Below are 22,474 nucleotides of genomic sequence, written 5' to 3' on the forward strand. Positions count from 1 at the left end.
ATAGAGTCATCGCACGGTAGTTGTTTTGCTGTGGCAGCTACCGACATGTGATTGCAGGACACTCTGGTGCAGGGATAAGGGCCGGTCGACACTCCTCGACCGGCCCTTCGTCCTTTCTCGCCGCCTCCGCCCCGACACCGCTTCGACGGCGGCAGGATGGGGCATGTGAATGACGCCGAGCTGACCGATCCCGACGGGCGCCTCGTGCTCGTCCGCCACGGCGAGACGGAGTGGAGCCGCACCGGTCGCCACACCGGGCTGACCGACATCCCCCTCACCGAGACGGGGGCGTACAAGGCCGAGCTCGCCGGCACACTCCTGGCCACCCGACGCTGGGACCTCGTGCTCACGAGTCCGCTGCGGCGAGCCGTCGAGACCGCCGCCCGCGCGGGCTATCCACAGGCCGAGCCCGAGCCGCGTCTCGTCGAGTGGGACTACGGCGCCTACGAGGGCCTCACGACCCCCGAGATCACCGCACGACTCGGCCGCCCCTGGACCATCTGGCAGGCCGGAGCGCCCGCCGGGGCGACGCCGGGCGAGACCGTCGAGCAGGTCACGGTGCGCGCCGAGTCGCTTCTCGACGAGCTCCGACCGCGCGTGCGCGCCGGCGAACAGGTGCTCATCTTCTCGCACGCGCACTTCCTCCGGGCGCTCGCCGGGGTCTGGCTCGGCCTCACCGCGGCGGGCGGGCGCTACTTCGTCCTGGGCACCTCCGCGGTGAGCGAGTTGGGCTTCGAGCACGGCTCCGAAGTCATCACGCAGTGGAATCACGTGCGCGGTCGCTGACCGCCGCCGAGGAACAAACATCACGAAAAGATCACGACGACCTCTTCCCTTCGTTACCTCACCGTTATAGAGTGTGAGCGCGGTGGTTGTTTTGCTGTGGCGACCACCGACATGTGATTGCAGGACACTCTTGGTGCAGAGGGCCGGTCGGATGCCGCTTCGACCGGCCCTTGCTGTATTCATCGACATGGACGTGGCGCCGCCCCGAGGCCCCCGGTCGCCTCTACCCTGAGTGCATGACCGATCGTCGCCTCGCCGTCCGGGCTTGGGAGAGCCTGTTCCGCGCGCAGCACGAGGTGTTTGAGGATCTGCGCAACGACTTCGAAGGTTCCGAGCTCTCGCAGGCCGAGTACGACGTACTGCTGACGGTGACTCGTCGCCACGGAATGACCGCACGCCTCCGCGACGTCACGGCCAACATGCTCATCAGCCAGCCCAGCGTCTCGCGCCTGGTGGAGCGCATGGTCGCCCGTGGCCTGCTGACCAAGTGCGCCGACCCCGAGGACGGACGCGGGTCGCTCGTCACCGCCACGGAGGCCGGCGCCCTCGCATTCCGCCGTCTGGCGGCGACCCACGCCACCTCGATCGCCGACCGCATGGCGCGTCTCGACGACGCCGAGCTCGCGCAGTTGCACGCCCTGACGGCGAAGCTTCGCGACGAGCGCTGATTCGGTGGCCCGGCCGCCGCGTCAGCACTCGATGACGTTGACGGCGAGGCCCCCTTCGCTCGTCTCCTTGTACTTCGTCGACATGTCGATGCCGGTCTGCCGCATCGTCTCGACCACGGTGTCGAGCGACACGTAGTGCGTGCCGTCTCCGCGTAGCGCCAGGCGTGCAGCGGTCACGGCGGTCGATGCGGCGATCGCGTTCCGCTCGATGCAGGGGATCTGCACGAGCCCGCCGACCGGGTCGCACGTGAGCCCGAGGTGGTGCTCCATCGCGATCTCGGCGGCGTTCTCGATCTGTCGGTTGGTACCGCCCATCACCGCCGTCAACCCACCCGCCGCCATGGCGCACGCGGAGCCGACCTCCGCCTGGCATCCGCCCTCGGCGCCGGAGATCGAGGCGTTGTTCTTGAACAGTGAGCCCAGCGCCGCAGCAGTGAGAAGGAATCTGCGGATTCCACGGCGCCGATTGGCCTCGGCGACGAGCGCGTCGTCCCGATCCGCCGCCCCGCCACGCGTCGCGGCCTGGCCGTGGAAGCCCATCAGCGCACTGCCGACCAGCTCGCCGTGCGGCGTGACGGCGTTACCGACGCCCAGCCCCGAGTCGGCAAGGAATCGCCACCAGTACATCGCCACGGCGGGCAGGATGCCGGCCGCGCCGTTCGTCGGGGCGGTGACGACGCGCCCGCCGGCGGCGTTCTCCTCGTTGACGGCCAGCGCGAAGGCGCCCAGCCACTCCCCCGGCAGCTCCCGATGCCCCTCGGCCTGGTTCGCCTCGAGCTGCGCGCGGATCACCGACGCGCGACGCTTCACCTTCAGGATGCCGGGCAGCACACCGTCGTTGTGGAGTCCGGCGTCCACGCAGGCCGCCATGGCATCCCAGATCCGGTCGAGGCCCTCGGCGATCTCCTCGTCCGAGCGCAGCGCCTCCTCGTTGCGCCGCGCGGCCTCGGCGATCGTGATGCCGTGCTCGTCGCACAGCGCGAGGAGCGCGGCCGCGTCGGCGTACGGGAACGGAACGGGTGCAGCGGTCACCCGCGTCGCCTCCCCCTCGCGGCGGATGAACCCTCCGCCCACCGAGTAATACGTCTCGTCGGCGAGGATCGCCCCGTCGGCGTCGCGCGCGAACAGCGTCATGGTGTTCGGGTGTCCGGGCAGTCGCGTGCGGGGGGCGAGGACGATGTCGTCCTTGGAGAAGGGGATGCGATGGCTCCCGGCGAGCGTCAACTCCCGCCCGTCGGGCCAGTCCGACCATGCTCGGCGCACGGCATCCGGATCCACCGTCTCGGGCGCGAGCCCCTGGAGCCCGGCGACGACGGCGTCGGGGGTGCCGTGCCCGATCCCGGTCGCACCGAGCGACCCGTACAGAGCGCAGGAGACGGACGCCACGTTCCCGAGCATCCGAGTGGAGCGCAGCCGTGCGGCGAATTCTGCGGCGGCCCTCATGGGGCCGACCGTGTGGGAGCTCGAGGGTCCTACTCCGATGGAGAACAGCTCGAACGCCGAGACGTAGGCGCTCATGGCTCCAGCGTACGTCCGACCTGCTTCACCGTCCCGACACGCGCCCGCCACGCCCGGGATACGGCCGCGTTCACGCCGATTAGACCTCGGCACGGTTCCCGTCTATGCTGGACCACGGCCTGCGCGCCGTTTCGCGCGGAGGCCCTGCGCCCGTAGCTCAATGGATAGAGCATCTGACTACGGATCAGAAGGTTAGGGGTTCGAGTCCCTTCGGGCGCACACTGTGTTGAGACAGTGAACGGCCCGGTCACAGAGGAATCTGTACCGGGCCGCTTTTCTTGTCTCGCCGGCATCCGCGCCGTCGCCGCACGCGCTCGGATGTTCCTCGCGCGCTGACTTTCGGCCGAATCACGCAGACGCGCCCGCACCCGCATCTCTCCGTCGGTCCTGTCCCGCCAATCTTGTCGCCAAGACTCACACGGGCAGGCAAAGGAGCTTCCCATGTTCGGGATCAGGCGGCCGTCGGCCGACATTTCCTGGAAGTCGTTCGAGGACGACTTCATCCTCGGGGCGTGCTCCCGACGCATCTTCGGATTCGCCCACCGGGGCGCCGATGGCGAGTGGTCGGCGTTCGACGACGATGCCCGCATCCTGGGGGCCTACCCCGACCTCGACGCATTGAAGGCGGTGCTCTGGCACATGCACCGCGAGACCCACGACACCTCGTGCGCGACGACTCCGATGCCGCGAACCGGCCGGCCCGCCGGCATCGACGAGAGTCGCCCGCACCGCGTCGCGGTCTTCGAGCCACCCGCGCGAGGCGACGTGTCGCCGGGCTCCTGGTAGCTCTCGCAAGTCGCCCGCGGGGACGGATCGCGGATCAGGACGAAGCCGACTTCTTCTTCGGGTCCGAGGGCGTCGATCCGACGTCGGACGCAGCTGCCGACTGCTCCTTCACCCGCTTCTTCGCCTGCGAGGCGAGACGGGCCAGATCGACCATGCGAAGCGCATCCATGCGTGCCCGTCGCATCGTGGCGTAGTCGGGGTCGGCATCCGCCGTCATCCCCTCCACGTCCAGTCGCTTCGCCAGGTTCGCCTCGACGTCCCCCCACGCAGCCGCACGCGCTGCGGCGACGAGACCGTCGACCCGCTCGGCGTCGTCCGCGAAATCGCGCAGCTCTTTGGCGACACCGCGCGACTGGCGAGCGCGACGGCGCAGGTTACGGGTGTCGCGGTCGCGGTAGTCGTGTGTGCCCGACGAGTCGGAGAAACGTCCCCACGCTCGCTTTCGCTGCTGCGTGACCCGGTCCGCGGCCTGATCCTGCTCGGCGGCCAGCGCACGCAGCGTCTCACGGGCGAACTCGGCGAAGAGGGCACCGTCGAAGTGCCCGCCGCGAGCGATGGTCTCGACGAGGATGCGATTGCGTACGGAGAGCCGCGCCGCGGCCGTCGCGATCGACAGCCCCTCAGCGATGGCATCCTTCGTCCGGCCCACACGACCTCCCGCTCCAGGCTATCGTCCGCGCCAGGCCGACGAGTCGCCGTCAGGCCAGGGCGGTGACGATCCTGTCGATGCGGCGCGCGCGGGTCTCGGGAGCCTTCGCCTCGGCGACGCTCCCGGCATGGGCCTTGCGCGCGCTGGGAGCGAGCGCGTCGAACGCGGCACGAACACCCGCCGCCTCGAGCGCCGCGGCAAGGTCAGCGGGAACCTCCACCGTGCGCTCGGCGGTGTCCAGGGTGAGCTCGACCGTGATCGGATCGCCTCCAGCGAGCCCGGTGGCCTTTCGCCGGTCTGCCGAGAACGGGATCAGGTGACGTCCGCCCATCACCGCCAGACTGCTGGAGTACACGTATCCGTTCACGTCGACGGTGACCGCGGCCCGCTTGCCGCCACCGAGCCCCTCGACCACCTCGGGGGGCACCTCGATGCCGGTGTTGTTGCCGGTCTGGAACAACGTCGTCTCAGACCTCATGCGGCGAGTGTGCCAGACCCGCGTGTAGGCGAACAGTGGCGGAATTGCAATCCCGACGTCACACCCCGTTCGCCTCCGTATGGTCGGATTCGTTACGGAGGGCCTCGGAGAGTACTCGGGGGCCTTCTGTCGTTTCCGGGGATCGAGCGCGGGCCGTCGCCCTTTACCGGATCAGGCCGCACGCCGCAAAGCCCAATCCGAATCCACCAGTCTCTCCGAAGATGTGAGGAAGGCGGCCGAGTGGTCGCTGTCAGAACTCTGGGAGGTTCATCATGAGCTCGTCACCGAACCGCATCGTCGCCACCGTCTTCGGCGCCGTCTACCTGCTCGTCGGTCTGCTCGGCTTCGCCGTGACCGGCGGCGTCGGATTCATCGCCAACGAGGGTGGCCTGCTTCTGGGCATCTTCGAGGTCAACCCGCTGCACAACATCGCGCACCTGCTCATCGGTGCCGCTCTGCTCGTGGCCGGTCTCGCCAACGTCCGCGCCGCCAAGGGCGTCAACATCGCCGTCGGGGCCGTGTACCTGCTGCTGGGCATCGTCGGGTTCTTCCTCACGGGTCCCGCGAACATCCTCGCCCTGAACGTGCCCGACCACTTCCTGCACCTCGCCAGCGCCGTCGTGCTGCTCGGTGTGGGCCTCGGCACCGAGCGCAACGTCCCCCGCACCGCGGCGGTCTGAGCGTGAACGCCGCGACCTTCGTCCGGTCGTGGCCCTCCGTGTCCGCATGGGGGGCCGGGCTGATCCTGGCCGCACTCGGTGCGGGCGCGATCACAGGCCCGAACTCCGGGGCCGCCTCGCGCGGCCTCGGAGCGGGCCTGGTCGTCCTCGGGGTGGCCGCGCTCGTCTGGGGTGGAGCGGTGCTCGCCCTCGGGCGCCTCGTGGCCCCGCGGGCGACGCTCGTGGGGGTGCTGGGCGGGCTGCTCACCTCCACCGCCCTCGTCTTCGTCTTGCCCTCGCACACGAGCGTCATCGCCGTCGCGGCGGCGGCGTTGCTGCTCATCGTCGTCGGGGCCGCGGTCGCGGCGCGCGTTCGTCGGCGCGGGCGTGCGGGCGAAGATCCCCGCGCCGCCCAGCCGATCAGCGTGCTGGGTCTCATGGTGGCCGCGTCGGTCATCGCCGTCGTCGTCACCCCGGCCCTCGGGGCCACGCAGGACGCGGTCCTGATCGGCGATGACGGCACGGTCCCCGTCGTCACGCACGACCACTGATCCCGGCCCTCCGGCTCCGGCCGGATGGCACGCTGGAACGGTGACGTCCCCACCTCCGGTCCCCGCGCCCGTCGCTCGTCTGCGCGCGAAGCTGCTCACCGCCCTCGCCGGAGATCCGACCGGGATGGCCCCCTACGTCCGGGCGATCGCCGACGGGGACGACGGCGGCTACTTCGCCGAGAACGGTCCCGCGTGGACCGTTCATGCGGGCATGGGCACGCTCGTGGCCGGCATCCGGGCCCTGCTCCTGCAGGCGCTGCACCCGGGCGCCCTGGCGGGGGTGCACGACTGGTCGCGCTACCGGGAAGACCCCATCGGGCGCCTCACCGGCACGGTCCGGTGGGTCATCACCCTCACGTACGGATCGAAGACCCAGGCGGATGCCGAGACCGCGCGCGTCGGCCGCTTCCACCGTCGTGTCCACGGTGAATACCGCTCCGGCGACGGATCCACGCGAACGTACACCGCTGAGGACGGCGATCTCGTCCGCTGGGTGCACCTCGCCTTCACCGATGCGTTCCTGCGCAGCCATCAGGCCTACGGCGGGACGATCCCCGGTGGCCCCGACGCGTACGTGGCCGACTGGGCCACCGCCGGCCGGCTCATGCGCATCCCCGACCCGCCGACGAGCGAGACCGCCCTGCGCGCGGAGCTCGACGGCTTCCTCGACCGCGGGGAACTGCGCCGGGACGCGCGCGTCGATGAGGTCGTGCGGTTCCTGCGCAGACCCCCCTTCACCGGGCTCATGGGCGTCGCGTACCGCGTGCTGTTCGCCGCGGCCGTGGCGACGTTCCCTCCGCGCCTGCGCCGCATGCTGGGCGTGCGGCGTTCCTGGCTGCCGGTCAAGACCGCGACCCGCGTCATCCTGCGGATCACCGAGCGCGCGCTGGGCTCCGGCCCGCGCGCACAGGACATGGCGCGCCTGCGGCTGCGCCGACTCGGGCTGTAAGCCCGGACGTCCACGGGCTCCCTCGGGCACGACTCCTGCAGCACCCCGGTTGTCCGGCATCCACGCCCGGCGCGGGGCGATTCCGCCGGAGCTGCGCCTGCCGGCGCCACCCACCCGCCGCTACGCGGTGCCGGCGCCACCCGCCCGGTGCTACGCAGACTGCCGGCGCCACCCGCCCGGTGCCGACGTGGGCTGCCGCCGCCACAGGACCGGCGCCGACGCGGGCTGCCGGCGCCACCCGCCCGGCGCCGACGTAGCCTGGAAGGACCCGAGCACACGGCGGAGGCGGCATGAGCGACGACCCCAGGCAGGCGGCGGAGCGCTACCGCCTGGATCGATGCCTGCGGGATGCCGGGATCGAGCCCGAGCCCGAGAAGACCTCCGCGCCCGAGCGCGGGTCGACCGCCGCGGCACGTGCCGCCTACGTGGAGACCCAGATCCAGCAGGCCATCCGGCGCGGCGACTTCGACGACCTGCCGGGTGCGGGCAAGCCCCTCACGAACCTCGGCGACAGCCACGACCCCGACTGGTGGATCCGCCGCAAGATCGAGAGCGAGAAGCTCAGCGGCCTGGGTCCGCCCGCGTTGACGCTGCGCGTCGAGCACGCCGAACTCGCCGATCGCATGGACGCGTTCTCGCGCGAGGCGGACGTTCGCGAGGCTCTGGAGGACTTCAACCGTCGCGTCGTCGAGGCCCGCCGACAGCTGCTCGGCGGCCCGCCGGTGGTGACGCCGACGGTCGACGTGGATGCCGAACTGGCGGCGTGGTCCGCCCGTCGCCGCGCGCGCGAGGCTGCGGCCTCGCCGCCGCCGCCCATGCGGCGGCGCCTCCGGTGGTTCCGGTCGCGGTGACCTCCGCCGCACCGCCCCGTGCGCAGCGCGAGGTGGTCCGCCGGGATCAAAGCGTTGCGAGGGCCTCGGCGCGCGAGACGAGCGCGCGGGCACGCGCCAGGGTCGGCGCGTAGGAACCGTCGACGGGGCCGTCGGGCACGGCGGCCAGCGCGGCTCGGGCCGCCTCGACCTCGGCGGCGGTGGGGGTGAAGCCGGCGTGCGCGCCCGGGATCGCGGCATCCCGCAGCGCCAGTGTGCCGGTGAACCCCATCGCCGCCGCATGCTCGGCGGCATCCTGAGCCTGCTCGATCTGCCCGCACGGTCCGTCGATCGGCCCGGGGATGCCGGCCGCCGCCGACGCGACGACCAGCTGCGCCCGCGGCCATGCCAGGGCGATGCGTTCGGCGGACATCCCGGTGTCGCGGCGGAAGTCCCCCGTGCCGAACGCCAGGCGACGTGTCGCGGGGTGCGCGGCGATCGCGGGGGCCGACAGCAGGGCGGCGGCCGACTCGATCATCGCGACGATCGGGATACCCGTCGGGAGGGATGCCGCGACGTGGGCCACATCGGCAGGCCCCGCGCACATGGCCAGGACGACGCCCGCGAGCCGATCGCCCAGCTCTCGGCACAGGGCCAGGTCGGCCTCGCCGTCACGCGTGCCGGCGGCGCTGATGCGCAGCCACGCCGGCGACGCCTCGGCCGCACGGCGGGCGCGCTCGCGCCCCTCGGCCTTGCGTCCGGCCGGCAGCCCGTCCTCGAGGTCGAGCACCAGCACGTCGGCGGCGGTGTCGCCGCCCGCGGCCAGCGGCGAACGCAGCAGCCACGTGCGAGCGACGTCGACGCGCGCGGGGGCGGGGACGGCCGAAGCCGCCCCCGCCGAGAGATGCGTGAGGCTCACGAACGGCTCCGGGCCGCCGCCTCCGCCTCCGCCTGGGCGCGGAAGGCGTTCAAAGCCTGCGTGTCGACCCGGGCGGGTCCGGTGCTCGCCTCGGCCGAGGCCTCCTCCTTGGCATCCGCCGCGGGGGTGGCCGAGTGATCGTGCCCGGTGAGGAGCGTCTCATCGAAGGGGATGCGGCCCGCGAGAACTTCGCCGACGCGCTCCCGGTCGTACTGCTTCGTCCACGCGCCGATGAGCAGGGTCGCCACGGCGTTGCCGGTGAAGTTCGTCACCGCACGGGCCTCGGACATGAAGCGGTCGATGCCGACGATGACGCCGACGCCGTTGACCAGGTCGGGGCGGTAGGCGGAGAGACCGCCGGCCAGGGTCGCCAGGCCCGCACCGGTGACTCCGGCCGCGCCCTTGGACGCGATGATCATGAAGATCAGCAGACCGATCTGCTCCGGGATCGACATGGGCGCGCCCATGGCCGTCGCGATGAACAGCGATGCCATCGTGAGGTAGATCGCCGTGCCGTCGAGGTTGAACGAGTAACCCGTCGGGACGGTGATGCCCACGACGGGCTTGGAGACGCCCAGGTGCTCCATCTTGGCGATCAGGCGGGGCAGCGCGGCCTCGGACGACGAGGTGCCGACGATGAGGAGGTACTCGCGGCCGAGGTACTTCATGAGCGAGAAGATGTTCACCCGGGTGACGACGTAGAGCAGGACGCCCAGGACCACCGCGATGAAGAGGAAGCACGTCAGGTAGAAGGCGCCCATCAGGATGCCGAGACTGATGACCGCGCCGAAGCCGGTCTTGCCGACGACCGCGGCGATGGCACCGAAGGCACCGATCGGGGCGAGCCACAGGATCATGCCGAGGATGCGGAACACGAGCGCCTGGAAGTTGCGGATGCCCTCGACCATGCGCGCGCCGCGCTCGCCCATGCCCTGGAGGGCGAAGCCGACGAGGAGGGCGATGAACAGCACCTGGAGGATGCTGCCGCCGGTGAACGCCGAGAAGAACGTCGTCGGAATGATGCCCAGGATGAAGTCCTGCGTCGTGGTGGCCTCGGGGGCCGCCTCGTACGTCGCACCGGCGATGTTCAGGCCCTCGCCGGGGTGGATGATGTTGCCGACGAGCAGGCCGATGCCGAGGGCGAAGGTCGACATGACGAGGAAGTAGACCAGGGCCAGGCCGCCGATCTTGCCGACCGTCGAGGCCTTCGCGATCGATCCGATGCCGACGACGATCGTGCAGAAGATGACCGGCGCGATCATCATCTTGATGAGGCTGACGAAGCCCTTGCCGAGGGGTTCCAGGGCGGTGGCGAACTGCGGCGCGGTCAGACCGACGACGATGCCGGCGACGACGGCGACGATGACGGCGATGTAGAGCCAGTGGTTGCGGTCGATCTTCCTGCGCGGACGACCGTCGCGCGTGGTACGGAGTGAGAGAGACATCTGCGACTTCCCCTTTTTCCTAACGTCTTCGTTGAGTCCGGCGGGGTCGCCGGCGACGTCCTGACTTTGGCCGAGCGCCGCGTCCGGGGCGATTTGTGGTCGTATTGTTCACGGCAGACCGGAAAGGGCACGGCGTGCGATTGAGCGTGGGCGGACGGCTGGCGATGGTGTCGCTGGGCGTCGTCGTACTGGTCGCGGGCGTGCTCGCGGCACTCATGTCGGCGCAGCTGTCGGAATCCGGACAGCGCCAGGCCCAGCAGGTCACGCGCTCCGTGGCCGAGACCCTCGCGCACGAACCCGAGGTCGCGGCATTGGTGCGCGCCCGCGACTCCGACACCCTGCAGCCGATGGTCGAGGCGATCCTCTCCGACGCCGACCTGTCGTTCGTGACGATCATGACCCCCGACGGCATCCGGCTGACCCACCGCAACCGCTCCGAGATCGGCGAGCCGTACCTGGGCTCGCGGGAGGAGGCGCTCGCCGGGCGCACGTTCACCGAGGTGTACGGCGGCACTCTGGGGCCCTCGGTCCGCACGATCGTCCCGATCCGCGCGGACGGCGCCGACGACGGCGAGATCGTCGGACTCGTCTCCGTCGGAGTCACCCTCACCGCGGTGCAGGCCGATCTCGCCGCGCGCGTGCCCCTCATCGTGGTGGCCGCGGCCGGCATCGTGGGCATCGGCATCCTCGGTGCGCTCTACGTCCGTCGCAGCGCCCGCCGCGTGACCGGGTCGTACACACCGCGCGAACTCGCCCGACTCGTCGAGAGCTACGAGACGGTCCTGCATTCCCTGCGCGAGGGCCTCGTCGTGACCGATGGCGGCGGTCGCATCGTGCTCTACAACGACGAGGCCGCCGACCTCCTCGGTCTCCCGCCCGCCACGCGCGGGCAGGTGAGCCTCGACCCGCGGGGGATCGACATGGATGCCGGGCTCGCCGACGCCATCGCCACGGGTCGGCGGATGGTCGAGGAGACGGTCGTCACCGGAGACCGCGTGCTGCTGGTGAACCAGGAGGAGGCGCGCGACCTGGCGGGGCGTCGCGCCCCCGAGCGCGGACGCGTCATGACCCTGCGCGACCGTTCCGAGCTGCAGGCGCTGCTCGGCGAGCTCGAGGGAGTGCGCACCCTGAGCGAGACCCTCCGGTCGCAGACGCACGAGCACGGCAACCGCCTCCACGCGCTGCTGGCCCTGCTCGAGCTCGGCCGCATCGACGACGCGCGGCAGCTCATCGCGGCATCCACGGAGGGTCGACAGGATCTCGCCGACCGCCTCGTGTCGGGCAACGACGGCGCCGTCGTCGTGGCACTGCTGCTCGGCAAGCTCGACGAGGCCGCGGAGCGCGGCGTCACCCTGGACCTCGATGTCGACGAGCCCACTCCCCCGCTGCCGCTGGCTGCGGCCGAAGCGGTGACGGTGGTGGGCAACCTCGTCGACAACGCGATGGATGCCGCGGCGTCCGGCACCGACGGGCACTGGGTTCGCGTGTCGTTGACGCGCACGGGGCCGGACGTCGCGATCGAGGTCAGCGACAGCGGAGCGGGCTTCGATCCCTCGCTCACGGATCCGTTCGCGTTCGGCGCCTCGACCAAGCCGGCGGCGTCCCCCGGCGGCCGCGGCGTGGGGCTCGCCCTCGTGCGCGACATCGTCGCGGCCCACGGGGGGACCCTCCACGTCACCGGCACACCCACCACCGTGCGCGTCATGCTCCCGGCAGCCGTCGAGGCGGTGACGACATGATCCGGGTCCTCGTCGTGGACGACGACGCCCTCGCCCTCGAGCTGCACACCGCGTACGTGGGGCGCGTCCCCGGGTTCGAGGTCGTCGGCCAGGCCGCGGGGGCCCGCGCCGCGCTCACCGCGATCGCCGACCCCCACCGCCCGATCGACCTCGTGCTGCTGGACATGACCATGCCCGACGGCGGAGGACTCGACGTGGCCCGGCGCGTGCGCGCGATGGGCGCGGGTGTCGACATCATCGCCGTGACGGCGGTGCGGGATGCCGCGACGGTGCGCGCCGCGGTGTCGACCGGCGTCGTGCAGTACCTCATCAAGCCGTTCACGTTCGCCGCGTTCTGCGAGCGCCTGGAGGCGTACCGCACGTACGTCGAGGGACTGGACCGGGCAGCGGGGGACGCCACCCAGTCGGAGGTCGATGCGCTGCTCGGATCGCTGCGCACGGTGGCGCCGTCGCTGCCGAAAGGTCTCAGCGACGAGACGCTGCAGGCCGTCGCCGACCACGTGCGCACGGCACCGGGCGCGGTGTCGTCGACGGAGGTCGGTGAACGCGAGGGCATGTCGCGCGTCACCGCGCGGCGGTACCTCGAGCACCTGGCCGACGCGGGCCGGGTACGCCGTGAGCCGCGCTACGGCGGCCCCGGGCGCCCCGAGATCACCTACGCCTGGGTGCGCGCCTGACGCATCGCAGCCCGCGTCAGAGGTCGAAGGCGGCGCGGACGCCCTCGTTCACCACGACGCCGGCCCGGACGTTCACCCCCTTCGCGAGAGCGGGATCCGCGGATGCCGCGGCCTCCCAGCCGGCGTCGGCGATGCGGGTGATGTACGGGAGCGTGGCGTTGGAGAGGGCGCGCGTGGAGGTGTCGGGCACCGCACCCGGCATGTTCGCGACGCAGTAGTAGAGCGAGTCGTGGACGCGGAAGGTGGGGGCGTCGTGCGTGGTCGGTCGGGAGCCCTCGAAGCAGCCGCCCTGGTCGATCGCGATGTCGACCAGCACCGAGCCGGGCTTCATGGCCGCGACCATGTCGTCGGTGACGAGCTTGGGCGCCGCGGCCCCCGGGATGAGCACGGAGCCGATCACCAGGTCGGCGTCGGCGAGCTGCTCGGCGATCTCGAGACGCGTCGACGCGCGGGTCTGGATCGCGCCGCCGAAGCGTTCCTCGATCAGGCGCAGCTTGGGCAGCGAGATGTCGATGACGGTGACGTGCGCGCCGAGCCCCAGGGCGTTGGCCGCGGCGTGCTCGCCGGCGACACCGCCGCCGATGACGACGACCTTCGCCTTTGGAGTCCCGGGAACGCCACCGGGCAGCAGGCCGCGACCGCCGGACGCGCGCAGCAGGTGGTGCGCGCCCTCGATGATCGACAGGCGCCCGGCGACCTCGCTCATGGGTGCCAGGAGCGGCAGCGCGCGATCCGCGGTCTGCACGGTCTCGTACGCGACGGCCGTCGTCCCCGCGGCCATGAGGGCATCGGTGAGCGGCCGATCCGCCGCCAGGTGCAGGTAGGTGAAGAGCGTGAGGTCGGAGCGGAGGTGCCCGTACTCCGGGGCGATCGGCTCCTTGACCTTGACCAGGAGTTCGGCACGCGCCCAGGTCTCCTCGGCCGAGGCGACGATCTCCGCGCCCGCCGCACGGTACTGCTCGTCGGAGAATCCGCTCCCCTCGCCGGCACCGGCCTGAACCAGGACGTCATGACCGCGGCGGGCGAGCGCGTCGACACCGGCGGGCGTCATCGCGACACGGTTCTCGTTGTTCTTGATCTCGGTGGGCACGGCGATGCGCATCGGTCTCTCCTCGGACTGGTCGTGGCAGGAAGAATCGCAGGAAACAATGTTTCCGCGACGTAACTCCGCAGATCCTTCGGCATGAATCGCGATCGCGGCGGTATCGTCGAGCGTGACGCCCTTCTCTCGATCGTCGAACCGAAGGATCTGCGATGCCCGACGACGACCTGCACCCGCTGGACGCGCGCATCATCGAGCTGCTCTCCGCGGACGCCCGGATGACCAACGCCGCTCTCGCCGACGCTCTCGGGGTCGCTGCCTCCACCGCCCACGCCCGGGTGAGGGGTCTCGTCGAGCGCGGCCTCATCACCGGCTTCCACGCCGCGGTCGACCAGAGCCGGTTGGGCCGCGGACTGCAGGCGATCGTCGGGGTCACCCTCCGGCCCGGGCAGCGGCACGAGAGCATCCGCGCGTTCGCGCAGGAGATCCGGCGGCATCCCGACGTCATCCAGCTGTTCTTCCTCGGCGGCGCGGACGACTTCCTCGTGCACATCGCCGTCGACGACTCCTCGGCCGTACGCCGTTTCGTCGTCGATCAGCTGTCGGCGCGGCACAGCGTGGCATCCACCCGCACGAGCATCATCTTCGAGTACCACCGCAACGCCCTCGCCGCAGATTTCGACTGAACGGCGCGTCCCGGCCGATATGGTGACGTGACCGCGAACCACCGCACCGGCGAGGGGGCAGAGCAGTGTTGCTGACGATCGGGCTCGCCGCGATGTCCATCGGCGTCGCCATCGCCGTCGTGGGCATCGCCCTTCCGAAGGCCTCGGCGCCCGTGCCCTTCACCACTTTCGTCCGGTACGCCACCATGGCGGGGATCTTCTCGATCGGATCGACGGTGATGTATGTCGTGCACCGGTACGACGGCGCGCGACCGGCGTTGGTCGTCGCGGACGCCGGCATGGTGCTCGCCTCCGGCACGATGGCCGTCGCCGTCGCCGCGCTGTCCGTGCGCCGCCGCCGTGCCGCCCTCGGGCTGGTGGCGGCGACCGCGGTCGCGACCGGAGCGTCCACGGCGATCACGAGCGAGGACGTGTCACTCATCGTCAAGGCTGCGATCCTCGCCGTGGTGTGCGGCGTCTGCGCGATCGCTGCCGCCCGCTCCCGCGTGGCACCCCGACGACCCGCACGACTCCTCGCCGTGGCCATGGGAGCGTACGCCGCCTACTCGACGGCCCGCGCCGTGGTGGGCGCGACGACCGGGTGGGTCGGGCCGGTGGGAGCGGTGTTCCGTTCCCTCGAGATCGGCTCCGCGGTCGCCATCCTCATCGTCCTGGCCTGCGGGCTCGCCATCATCCTGTCGCTGCGCTCGTCCGGCCGGACGTCGGACAGCGACACCCGCGAGCTGTCGGTGATCGTGGTCGGCGACGCGCAGCTCGTCGCGAGGGCCTACGGCGTCGATCGCCTGAGATCGCTCGTGAACGAGATGCGGGTGGCGGCCCACGCCCTCGACGATCGCGCCGTCGACGTCCGAAACGGCGTCGCCACCGCGCTGCCGTCGGCGCTCTCCACGCTGGGCGATCAGTTGCAGAACGGCTTCGGCTGGAGCTCCGAGGAGATCGCGCTCCTGGCCGAGCGCACCGCCCCGCGCGGCCGGACCGAGCCCGGCTGACCCGCCATCGGCACCGGGATCACCTGACCGCGGCGGCGATCGCGGCGATGTCGGCAGGGGTCGAGCGGCAGCAGCCGCCCACGAGCCGCGCGCCCGCGGCCACCCACGAGGGGGCGGCCTCGGCCAGCGGCTCCGCGCCGCCGCGCCACCCGCGGGTCGCGGCATCCCACCGCTCCCCCGTGTTGGGGTAAGCCACGAGCGGCACGGCGGGCGCCTCGGCCAGCGCCGGAACGACGCTCGCGGGGCGGCAGCAGTTGACCCCGACGGCGACGACACCTCGAACGGATGCCGCGGTGCGCAGAGCGCCGGCCAGAGCGCCGGGGGCGACGAACCCGGTGCTGTCGGCGGACAGGCTCACGAACGCCGGCACGCCGAGGCCCTCGAGCTCGAGCGCGACCGCCTCGACCTCGAGGGCGGAGGGAAGGGTCTCGACCGCGAGCAGATCGGCGCCGGCGTCGGCGAGGACGGCCAGGCGGCGTCGGTGCAACGCCCGCAGCCGGCCCAGGTCGAGACCGTCGTCGCCCGTGTACTCGCTGCCGTCCGCCCGTAGCGCGCCGACCGGACCGACGGATGCCGCGACCAGCGCCCGGCCCGCCTCACGCGCGAGCGACACCGAGCGCCGCAGGAGCGCGTCGACGTCGGCATCCGGGATCTCGCCGCCGAACCCGACCTGATACGAGGCGGTGATCAGGACATCCGCGCCCGCGGCGGCGAACTCCGCGTGCGCGGCGCGCACCTCGTCGGGGTCGTCGCGCAGGACCCGCGCCGACCAGAGCGAGGACGACACGTCGTTGCCGCGGCTCTCGAGCAGCGTGCCCAGACCCCCGTCCAGAACGAGGGGGCGCGTGACGAGATCGATCACGCCTCGTGGGTCTCGCCGGCGGCGAGGACCCGGAGCACCCGCGCGAGCAGACCCTGGTCGGCGCGGCTGACATCGCGCAGGGCCTCCGCCTCGAGACGGACGAGTTCGGTCATGGCGGCGTCCACGCGCTCGATGCCCTCGGGGGTGATGGCGACGAGGATCGCGCGCCCGTCCGAGGGGTTGGGGCGACGGTTGACGAGGCCGCGGTCGGCGAGCTTGTCGAGGCGGTTCGTCATGGCCGCGCTGCCGATCATGGTCGCCGAGATCAGGCGGGTGGCGCTGAGCTCGGTCCCGGCCCGGCGGAGCACCGCGAGGACGTCGAACTCCCACACCGCGATGTCGGCGCTGGCGAAGGCCCGGGCGCGGAGCTTGGACAGGTGGAACGCGGCGCGACGCAGCCGCGACATCACGTCGAGCGGGGTCAGGTCGACATCGGGCAGCAGCTGCGACCAGGCGTCGATGAGGAGATCGACCTCGTCGTCTTTGCTGCTGGAGACAGGGGACACACCACGACGGTACCGGAGCGGCGGGGCGTGTCGGCCCCGGTCCGGGCGTTTCGGGCCCCGATTGTGGGTTCGGGGCTCGGCATACCCGCCCCGATCTCCGGATCGCGCGACCCGACGGGGACGACTGACCCGCCGCGCGGGATCACCCCCAGCGCCGCGCGAGCTCCGCGCCCGCGGCGGTGAGCCAGCGGCCCGGGTCGCCGAGCGCCGCCCCGGCCGACCCCGCCAGATCGACGAGCGCGACGGCCGCGGCGAAGCCCGACGTGTCGGCATCCGGTGTGATCCGCCCCGCGACGAGTCCCGCGGAACGCCCCTTCGCTCGGGCCAGCGCCCCCACCCGCGCCGGGGCTTTGCCCGTGGCGGAACTGGCGTCGAACGCCCCCTCCCCGGTCACCACGACGTCGGCGGCGGCCACCGCGTCGGCCAGGCCGAGAAGGTCGGCGACCCGCTCGGCGCCCGGGACCAGCTCGGCACCCCAGGCCCGCAGGGCGGCGCCGGTGCCACCGGCCGCTCCCGCGCCGGGCAGGGTGGCGTCGATGCCGAGCAGGGAAGCCGCCCGCGCGAGCGCCGCGTCCGCGTCGGCGATGTCGGCCGGCCCGAGGCCCTTCTGCGGCCCGAAGACCCGCGCCGCACCCGCCGCGCCGGTGAGGGGGCTGCGCACGTCGGTGAGGACGACGGCACCGCCCGGCGGCAGGGCGCGCAGCCCCGAGCGATCGAGGCGCACGGCGGTGCGCAGGCCGCGGAGGCCGGCCACGATGTCGCGGCCCTCGGCATCCGTGATCCGGGCGCCGAGGGCCGTGAGGGCGCCGAACCCGGCATCGGTGGACGCGCTGGATCCGATCGCGAGGACGAGCCGCGAGACGCCGTGGTCGAGCGCCGCCGCGATCGCCTGACCGAACCCGCCGGTACCGGCGTCGAACGGGCGCCGCGCGCCGCCAAGCAGTTCGATTCCCGAGGTCGACGCGAGCTCCACGACCCCGGTGCCGTCCGGCGCGTCCGCCGCGGGAGGGAGCAGGACCCAGGATGCCGCGACCTCCCGGTCGTGCGGACCCGTCACGGTCAGCGGCATCCGTCGCGCGCCGGGCACGGCGCTGAGGAACGAGCGGAGGGTTCCCTCTCCGCCGTCGGCCATCGGCAGCTCCACGATGTCGTCGCCGCCGCGCACGGAGCGCCACCCCGCGGCGAGCGCGGTCGTCGCGTCGGCGGCGGAGATCGACCCCTTGAACCCGTCCGGGGCGAACAGCACGCGCGTCACGCACCGACCCTACTCGGCGACTTTTCACGACAGACGTCGATGGCGCACACCGACGAGTGTCCAGGACACGCCGATACGGACGGCCACGGACGGCGTGTCCTGGACACTCGGCCGGAAGCGAACGCGTCAGCGCGGCGGAGGCGGCGCTGTCGTGGCGCGGATGACCAGGCGCGTGGGCAGCTGTACGTGCGTCTCGGGCAGCTCTTCGCCCGAGAGGAGGGCCAGCACGATGCGCACCGCCTCGGCTCCGAGCCGTTTCATCGGCTGTCGGATGGTCGAGAGGCCGGGCTGGGCACGGGCGGCCTCGGGCACGTCGTCGAAGCCCACGACGGAGAGATCCTCGGGGACGCGCAGGCCTCTTTCGGCCGCGACCTCGATGATCGACAGGGCCGAGAGGTCGTTCGCGGCGAAGACGGCGGTGGGGCGGTCAGGCAGGGCGAGCATCGCGTGCGCGGCCTCGCGGGCGACGTCCTGCTCGTATCGGCCGACGCCGACCAGCGCGGGATCGAACGGGATGCCGGCCGCCGACAGACCCGCGCGGTACCCCGAGGCGCGCGCCACCGCCGACCGCAGGTCCGGGCGACCGGCGATGAAGCCGATGCGGCGGTGGCCGAGTTGCGCGAGGTAGTGCACGGCCTGCTGCGCCCCGGTGTAGCTGTCGGATTCGACCGTGGGCAGGTCGGCACGGCCGGTGTGCGGGTCGACGGCGACGATGGGCACCTCGCTGACGACGTTCACGACCGTGGGCGTCACCAGGATCGCCGCGTCGATGAGCGTGCCGCTCAGACGACTGAGCGAGCGCCGCTCCCATCCCTCGCCGTCGCGGCGAGCACCGGTGTAGGCCAGGAGGTCGTAACCGGTGTCGGAGAGGGCCCCGCCTACTCCCTTGAGGATCTCCGCGGAGAACGGCTCGATGTCCGCCACGAGGACGCCGATGACCCCGGTACGGCGCGCGCGCATGCTGCTCGCCACCAGGCTGGACTCGTAGCCGAGCGCTTCCACGGCGTCGAGCACGCGCGCCACCGTCTCGGGCGACACCCCGTACCGGCCGTTGACGGCCTTGGAGACCGTGGCCACCGACACCCCCGCGGCGGCGGCGACGTCGTGGATGGTCGCGCGTCTGTTCACGCGTCGACACTAGTCGTAGAAATCATTTTCGAAAACGTTTGACGACGCACGCCCCCCGGGTGACACTTCTGGAACTCGGGCCGCACACCCGGGTGTGAACGATCGGCATCGCAGCCGAACACCGGAGCATCCCGTGAGGGACGCACCTCGACGAAGAGAAACGGGAATCACATGAACAAGAGGAAGATCCTCGCCGCCTCGGCCATCGCCGTGGCCGGCACCCTCGCCCTCGGCGGCTGCGCCGGAGGCGGTGGAGGAGAGAACGCCGACGGCAGCGTCACGCTGACGTTCTGGCACAACTCCACCACCGGCGACGGCAAGAAGTACTGGGAAGACACCGCGGCGGCCTTCGAGGAGGCCAACCCCGGCGTGACCATCGAGATCCAGGCCGTGCAGAACGAGGAGATGGACGGCAAGCTCCAGACCGCGCTGAACTCCGGCGACGCCCCCGACATCTTCATGGCACGCGGCGGCGGCAAGCTCGCCGACATCGTCGAGGCCGGCCAGGCGATGGACCTCACCGACAAGATCTCCGACGACGTCAAGACGGCACTCGGCGGGTCGCTCGGTGCCTTCGAGGTCGACGGCAAGAACTACGGCATGCCCGTCGCCGTGCTGCCCTCCGGCATCTTCACCTCGCAGGACCTGCTCACCGCGGCCGGCGTCACCGAGGCCCCCGCCACGATCGAGGACCTCGAGGCCGCCGACGAGAAGATCAAGGCGACCGGCGTCGCCCCGATCGCCGTCGGCGCCAAGGACGCCTGGCCCGCCGCGCACTGGTACTACAACTTCGCCCTGCGCGCCTGCGCCAAGGACGTGCTCGACGCCGCCGCCGAGAGCCGCAACTTCGACGACCCGTGCTGGCTGGAGGCCGGGGAGAACCTGCAGTCGTTCCTGGCGACGGAGCCGTTCAACGAGGGCTTCCTCACCACCGCGGCCCAGCAGGGCGCCGGCTCCTCGGCCGGACTCCTGGCCAACCACCAGGCAGCGATGGAGCTCATGGGCGCCTGGAACCCCGGCGTCATCGCCTCGCTGACCCCCGACCAGCAGCCGCTCGCGGACCTCGGCTGGTTCCCGTTCCCCGAGGTCCCCGGTGGTGACGGCGAGCCCGGCGCCATCATGGGCGGCGTCGACGGCTACTCGTGCTGGGTGAACGCTCCCGAGCAGTGCGCCGACTTCCTCAACTTCATGGTGACCAAGGAGAACCAGGAGTACTACGCCGAGGCGTTCCAGACGATCCCCGCCTCCAGCGAGGCGACGGATGCCGTCACGACCCCCGCTCTGCAGTCGGCCCTGGCCGCCTACACCGACGCCCCCTACGTGTCGGTGTGGCTGGACACCCTGTACGGCCAGAACGTCGGCAACGCGCTGAACGTCGCCGTGGTCGACATGTTCGCCGGCAAGGGCAGCCCGCAGGGCATCGTCGACGCCGTCAACGCGGCCGCGTCGCGCTCCTGAGGATCCGGACATGACCACCGTGCGTCACCCCGTCGCCACCGCGTCGGATGACGCCGCCGGTCGCCGCCTGGCCGAGGAGGGAGCCACCCGCTCCTCCTCGGCCGGGCGGTCGCCCGTGCGGCGGCGCCGCGAGAACTGGCGCATCCGCGGCGAACTCGCGATCCTCCTGGGCCCGGCCCTGGTGGTCTTCGTCTCGTTCGTCATCCTGCCGGTGGCCCTGGCCGCCTTCTACGGCTTCTACAGCTGGTCGGGTTTCGGCACCCCCACCGAGTTCGTCGGGTTCCGCAACTACCTCACGATCGTCACCGACCCCGCCTTCCACGAGGCGCTCGGGCACAACGCCTTCATCGTCATCGGCTCGCTCGTGCTGCAGGGACCGCTGGCTCTCGGACTCGCCCTTCTGCTGAACCGGAAGATGCGCGCGCAATCGCTCATCCGCGTGCTGATCTTCGTGCCCTACGTCATCTCCGAGGTCGTCGTCGGCCTCGGCTGGGGCCTGATGCTCCAGTCCGGCGGTGCGCTCAACGGCGCGCTGGAGAAGATCGGGCTCGGTTCGCTCCGCGCCGACTGGATCTCCGACCCGGCGCTGGCGATCTGGACGCTGCTGATCATCATCACGTGGAAGTACATCGGCTTCGCCGTCATCCTCTTCCTCGCCGGGCTCCAGGGCATCCCCGAGGAGCTCTCCGAAGCAGCGGCGATCGACGGCGCCTCGTTCTGGCAGATCCAGCGCCACATCGTGCTCCCCCTCATGGGTCCCACGATCCGGATCTGGGCGTTCCTGTCGATCATCGGATCGCTCCAGTTGTTCGATCTCGTCTGGATCATCTGGGGTCAGTACGTCGCCTCGACGGCCGGGACGTCGACCATGGCCACCTACATGGTCGCCAACGGTCGAAACGCGGGCAGCTTCGGCTACGGCAGCGCCGTCGCCGTGGTGATGTTCCTGATCTCCCTGTCCGTCGCCCTCATCTACCAGCGCTTCGTGCTCCGTCGTGACACGGCCGGCGCTCTCACGGGAGGCACCAAGTGACCGCCACCGCCACCCTCGTCGCGCCCAAGGCGCCCCGCTCGGCCCGCCGCGCCCCGGTCGGCACCAAGCGCTCGAGCTCGGTCATCGTGGGCTTCGTCGCCCTCCTGCTGATCGGCATGATGCTCGCCCCGGTGGTGTACATCATCCTCGGCGGCTTCCGCTCGAACGCCGAGATCACCGTCGATCCGTCGGGCTTTCCCACCCGGTGGAACTGGGAGAACTACGCCGATGTCCTCGGCAGCGGAGTGTTCTGGGGTCAGGTCGGCAATTCCGCCATCGCCGCGATCGCCACGACGGTGTTCGTCGTGGCGCTGGGCCTGATGGCCGCGTATGCGCTGTCTCGCTACCGTTTCCGCGGACGCGGAGCGGTGTACGCGCTCTTCACCGCCGGGCTCATGTTCCCCATGACGGTCGCCATCACGCCGCTGTACATCCTCGTGCGCAACCTGGGGCTGACGAACTCGTTGACGGGCGTCATCGTGCCGCAGATCGCCTTCGCGCTGCCGCTGACGATCATCATCCTCTCGCCGTTCCTCGCGGCGATCCCGAAGGAGCTGCAGGAGGCCTCGTCGATCGACGGGCTCGGTCGTCTCGGGTTCTTCTGGCGCATGGTGCTGCCGCTGGCCGTTCCCGCGGTCGTGACCGTCGGCATCCTGGCCTTCGTCAACAGTTGGAACTCCTACATGCTGCCGCTGTTCATCCTCAACAACGAGGCCTCCTACACGCTGCCGCTGGGCACGCAGGCCTTCGCTTCCCAGTACTCCGTCGACACCGCTCGCGTGCTCGCATTCACCTCGCTGTCGATGATTCCCGCCCTGCTGTTCTTCAGCGTCTTCGAGCGGCGGATCGTCGGCGGTCTCACCGGCGCCGTGAAGGGCTGAT

At 71.5% G+C, this 22,474-nt stretch carries 24 protein-coding genes and 1 tRNA gene; 15 read left to right on the forward strand and 10 right to left on the reverse strand.

Going from position 1 to position 22,474, the window contains the following annotated elements:
- Window positions 1-156 precede the first annotated feature (156 nt).
- A complete protein-coding gene (locus tag LL239_RS00270) occupies window positions 157-786 on the forward strand; it encodes a histidine phosphatase family protein (protein WP_228161433.1) in 630 nt (209 codons plus the stop codon).
- A 236-nt stretch (window positions 787-1,022) separates the two neighbouring features.
- Entirely contained in the window at window positions 1,023-1,454 is a 432-nt protein-coding gene (locus tag LL239_RS00275) for a MarR family winged helix-turn-helix transcriptional regulator (protein WP_228161434.1), read from the forward strand.
- A gap of 21 nt (window positions 1,455-1,475) precedes the next feature.
- Here the strand turns inward: LL239_RS00275 and LL239_RS00280 are convergent, their stop codons facing one another.
- Window positions 1,476-2,972 (reverse strand): L-serine ammonia-lyase, iron-sulfur-dependent, subunit alpha, encoded by a 1,497-nt coding sequence (locus LL239_RS00280; protein WP_228161435.1) that lies wholly within the window; start codon window positions 2,970-2,972, stop codon window positions 1,476-1,478.
- Between the two features lie 146 nt (window positions 2,973-3,118).
- Here LL239_RS00280 and LL239_RS00285 point away from each other — a divergent pair.
- Both LL239_RS00285 and LL239_RS00290 read left to right on the forward strand, forming a co-directional pair.
- Window positions 3,119-3,191 (forward strand) — tRNA-Arg (locus LL239_RS00285).
- 222 nt (window positions 3,192-3,413) lie between these two features.
- Complete coding sequence (locus tag LL239_RS00290; RefSeq protein ID WP_228161436.1) at window positions 3,414-3,758, forward strand: hypothetical protein; 345 nt, start codon at window positions 3,414-3,416, stop codon at window positions 3,756-3,758.
- A 34-nt stretch (window positions 3,759-3,792) separates the two neighbouring features.
- Here the strand turns inward: LL239_RS00290 and LL239_RS00295 are convergent, their stop codons facing one another.
- Window positions 3,793-4,407, reverse strand: a complete 615-nt coding sequence (locus LL239_RS00295) for an asparagine synthase (RefSeq protein WP_228161437.1) — start codon at window positions 4,405-4,407, stop codon at window positions 3,793-3,795.
- A 49-nt stretch (window positions 4,408-4,456) separates the two neighbouring features.
- Window positions 4,457-4,885 carry a YdeI/OmpD-associated family protein gene (locus tag LL239_RS00300; protein ID WP_228161438.1) on the reverse strand — a complete coding sequence of 143 codons (429 nt, stop codon included), beginning with the start codon at window positions 4,883-4,885 and terminating at the stop codon, window positions 4,457-4,459.
- 272 nt (window positions 4,886-5,157) lie between these two features.
- On the opposite strand from LL239_RS00300, the gene LL239_RS00305 reads away from it, so the two are divergent.
- The 4 genes from LL239_RS00305 (at window position 5,158) to LL239_RS00320 (ending at window position 7,895) form a co-directional block, all read left to right on the forward strand.
- On the forward strand, window positions 5,158-5,565 hold the full coding sequence (locus tag LL239_RS00305) for a DUF4383 domain-containing protein (protein WP_228161439.1): 408 nt from the start codon (window positions 5,158-5,160) through the stop codon (window positions 5,563-5,565).
- A gap of 2 nt (window positions 5,566-5,567) precedes the next feature.
- A complete protein-coding gene (locus LL239_RS00310) occupies window positions 5,568-6,095 on the forward strand; it encodes a hypothetical protein (RefSeq protein WP_228161440.1) in 528 nt (175 codons plus the stop codon).
- 40 nt (window positions 6,096-6,135) lie between these two features.
- Window positions 6,136-7,044, forward strand: a complete 909-nt coding sequence (locus LL239_RS00315; protein ID WP_228161441.1) for an oxygenase MpaB family protein — start codon at window positions 6,136-6,138, stop codon at window positions 7,042-7,044.
- Between the two features lie 290 nt (window positions 7,045-7,334).
- A complete protein-coding gene (locus tag LL239_RS00320; RefSeq protein ID WP_228161442.1) occupies window positions 7,335-7,895 on the forward strand; it encodes a DnaJ family domain-containing protein in 561 nt (186 codons plus the stop codon).
- Between the two features lie 46 nt (window positions 7,896-7,941).
- Here LL239_RS00320 and LL239_RS00325 read toward each other — a convergent pair whose 3' ends face one another.
- Entirely contained in the window at window positions 7,942-8,772 is an 831-nt protein-coding gene (locus LL239_RS00325; RefSeq protein WP_228161443.1) for an aldolase/citrate lyase family protein, read from the reverse strand.
- Window positions 8,769-10,217 (reverse strand): cation:dicarboxylate symporter family transporter, encoded by a 1,449-nt coding sequence (locus LL239_RS00330; RefSeq protein ID WP_228161444.1) that lies wholly within the window; start codon window positions 10,215-10,217, stop codon window positions 8,769-8,771. Before LL239_RS00330 ends, LL239_RS00325 begins: the two co-directional genes overlap by 4 nt.
- Window positions 10,218-10,363: 146 nt before the next feature.
- On the opposite strand from LL239_RS00330, the gene LL239_RS00335 reads away from it, so the two are divergent.
- Window positions 10,364-11,956, forward strand: coding sequence for a sensor histidine kinase (locus tag LL239_RS00335; protein ID WP_228161445.1), 1,593 nt, complete (start codon window positions 10,364-10,366; stop codon window positions 11,954-11,956).
- Window positions 11,953-12,633 carry a response regulator gene (locus LL239_RS00340; protein WP_228161446.1) on the forward strand — a complete coding sequence of 227 codons (681 nt, stop codon included), beginning with the start codon at window positions 11,953-11,955 and terminating at the stop codon, window positions 12,631-12,633. Before LL239_RS00335 ends, LL239_RS00340 begins: the two co-directional genes overlap by 4 nt.
- Window positions 12,634-12,649: 16 nt before the next feature.
- Here the strand turns inward: LL239_RS00340 and ald are convergent, their stop codons facing one another.
- On the reverse strand, window positions 12,650-13,735 hold the full coding sequence (gene ald, locus LL239_RS00345; RefSeq protein ID WP_228161447.1) for an alanine dehydrogenase: 1,086 nt from the start codon (window positions 13,733-13,735) through the stop codon (window positions 12,650-12,652).
- Window positions 13,736-13,887: 152 nt separating this feature from the next.
- On the opposite strand from ald, the gene LL239_RS00350 reads away from it, so the two are divergent.
- Window positions 13,888-14,361, forward strand: a complete 474-nt coding sequence (locus LL239_RS00350) for an Lrp/AsnC family transcriptional regulator (protein ID WP_228161448.1) — start codon at window positions 13,888-13,890, stop codon at window positions 14,359-14,361.
- 65 nt (window positions 14,362-14,426) lie between these two features.
- Window positions 14,427-15,350 (forward strand): hypothetical protein, encoded by a 924-nt coding sequence (locus LL239_RS00355; protein WP_228161449.1) that lies wholly within the window; start codon window positions 14,427-14,429, stop codon window positions 15,348-15,350.
- 19 nt (window positions 15,351-15,369) lie between these two features.
- Here the strand turns inward: LL239_RS00355 and mmuM are convergent, their stop codons facing one another.
- The 4 genes from mmuM to LL239_RS00375 form a co-directional block, all read right to left on the reverse strand.
- Complete coding sequence (gene mmuM, locus LL239_RS00360) at window positions 15,370-16,212, reverse strand: homocysteine S-methyltransferase (protein WP_228161450.1); 843 nt, start codon at window positions 16,210-16,212, stop codon at window positions 15,370-15,372.
- A complete protein-coding gene (locus tag LL239_RS00365; RefSeq protein ID WP_228161451.1) occupies window positions 16,209-16,718 on the reverse strand; it encodes a MarR family winged helix-turn-helix transcriptional regulator in 510 nt (169 codons plus the stop codon). Before LL239_RS00365 ends, mmuM begins: the two co-directional genes overlap by 4 nt.
- A 142-nt stretch (window positions 16,719-16,860) precedes the next feature.
- Window positions 16,861-17,973, reverse strand: a complete 1,113-nt coding sequence (locus tag LL239_RS00370; protein WP_228161452.1) for a glycerate kinase family protein — start codon at window positions 17,971-17,973, stop codon at window positions 16,861-16,863.
- Window positions 17,974-18,099: 126 nt separating this feature from the next.
- On the reverse strand, window positions 18,100-19,101 hold the full coding sequence (locus LL239_RS00375; RefSeq protein WP_228161453.1) for a LacI family DNA-binding transcriptional regulator: 1,002 nt from the start codon (window positions 19,099-19,101) through the stop codon (window positions 18,100-18,102).
- A 171-nt stretch (window positions 19,102-19,272) separates the two neighbouring features.
- On the opposite strand from LL239_RS00375, the gene LL239_RS00380 reads away from it, so the two are divergent.
- From LL239_RS00380 to LL239_RS00390, 3 genes are read left to right on the forward strand one after another with little or no spacing between them, the layout of a single operon-like run.
- Window positions 19,273-20,559 (forward strand): extracellular solute-binding protein, encoded by a 1,287-nt coding sequence (locus tag LL239_RS00380; protein WP_228161454.1) that lies wholly within the window; start codon window positions 19,273-19,275, stop codon window positions 20,557-20,559.
- A gap of 10 nt (window positions 20,560-20,569) precedes the next feature.
- A complete protein-coding gene (locus LL239_RS00385; RefSeq protein ID WP_228161455.1) occupies window positions 20,570-21,592 on the forward strand; it encodes a carbohydrate ABC transporter permease in 1,023 nt (340 codons plus the stop codon).
- Complete coding sequence (locus LL239_RS00390; protein ID WP_228161456.1) at window positions 21,589-22,473, forward strand: carbohydrate ABC transporter permease; 885 nt, start codon at window positions 21,589-21,591, stop codon at window positions 22,471-22,473. The genes LL239_RS00385 and LL239_RS00390 overlap by 4 nt, the downstream gene beginning before the upstream one ends.
- The last annotated feature ends 1 nt before the right edge of the window (window position 22,474 follow it).

Source organism: Microbacterium testaceum, assembly GCF_020781835.1.
Lineage (GTDB): Bacteria > Actinomycetota > Actinomycetes > Actinomycetales > Microbacteriaceae > Microbacterium > Microbacterium testaceum_H.

What these genes read in the sequence shown, in the direction of transcription:
- LL239_RS00385 (WP_228161455.1), top strand. Translation starts at nt 20,570, where the DNA reads ATGACCACCGTGCGTCACCCCGTCGCCACCGCGTCGGATGACGCCGCC.
- LL239_RS00380 (WP_228161454.1), top strand. Translation starts at nt 19,273, where the DNA reads ATGAACAAGAGGAAGATCCTCGCCGCCTCGGCCATCGCCGTGGCCGGC.
- LL239_RS00340 (WP_228161446.1), top strand. Translation starts at nt 11,953, where the DNA reads ATGATCCGGGTCCTCGTCGTGGACGACGACGCCCTCGCCCTCGAGCTG.
- ald (WP_228161447.1), bottom strand. Translation starts at nt 13,735, where the DNA reads ATGCGCATCGCCGTGCCCACCGAGATCAAGAACAACGAGAACCGTGTC.
- LL239_RS00270 (WP_228161433.1), top strand. Translation starts at nt 157, where the DNA reads ATGGGGCATGTGAATGACGCCGAGCTGACCGATCCCGACGGGCGCCTC.
- LL239_RS00330 (WP_228161444.1), bottom strand. Translation starts at nt 10,217, where the DNA reads ATGTCTCTCTCACTCCGTACCACGCGCGACGGTCGTCCGCGCAGGAAG.
- LL239_RS00300 (WP_228161438.1), bottom strand. Translation starts at nt 4,885, where the DNA reads ATGAGGTCTGAGACGACGTTGTTCCAGACCGGCAACAACACCGGCATC.
- LL239_RS00290 (WP_228161436.1), top strand. Translation starts at nt 3,414, where the DNA reads ATGTTCGGGATCAGGCGGCCGTCGGCCGACATTTCCTGGAAGTCGTTC.
- LL239_RS00280 (WP_228161435.1), bottom strand. Translation starts at nt 2,972, where the DNA reads ATGAGCGCCTACGTCTCGGCGTTCGAGCTGTTCTCCATCGGAGTAGGA.
- LL239_RS00275 (WP_228161434.1), top strand. Translation starts at nt 1,023, where the DNA reads ATGACCGATCGTCGCCTCGCCGTCCGGGCTTGGGAGAGCCTGTTCCGC.
- LL239_RS00320 (WP_228161442.1), top strand. Translation starts at nt 7,335, where the DNA reads ATGAGCGACGACCCCAGGCAGGCGGCGGAGCGCTACCGCCTGGATCGA.
- LL239_RS00305 (WP_228161439.1), top strand. Translation starts at nt 5,158, where the DNA reads ATGAGCTCGTCACCGAACCGCATCGTCGCCACCGTCTTCGGCGCCGTC.
- LL239_RS00350 (WP_228161448.1), top strand. Translation starts at nt 13,888, where the DNA reads ATGCCCGACGACGACCTGCACCCGCTGGACGCGCGCATCATCGAGCTG.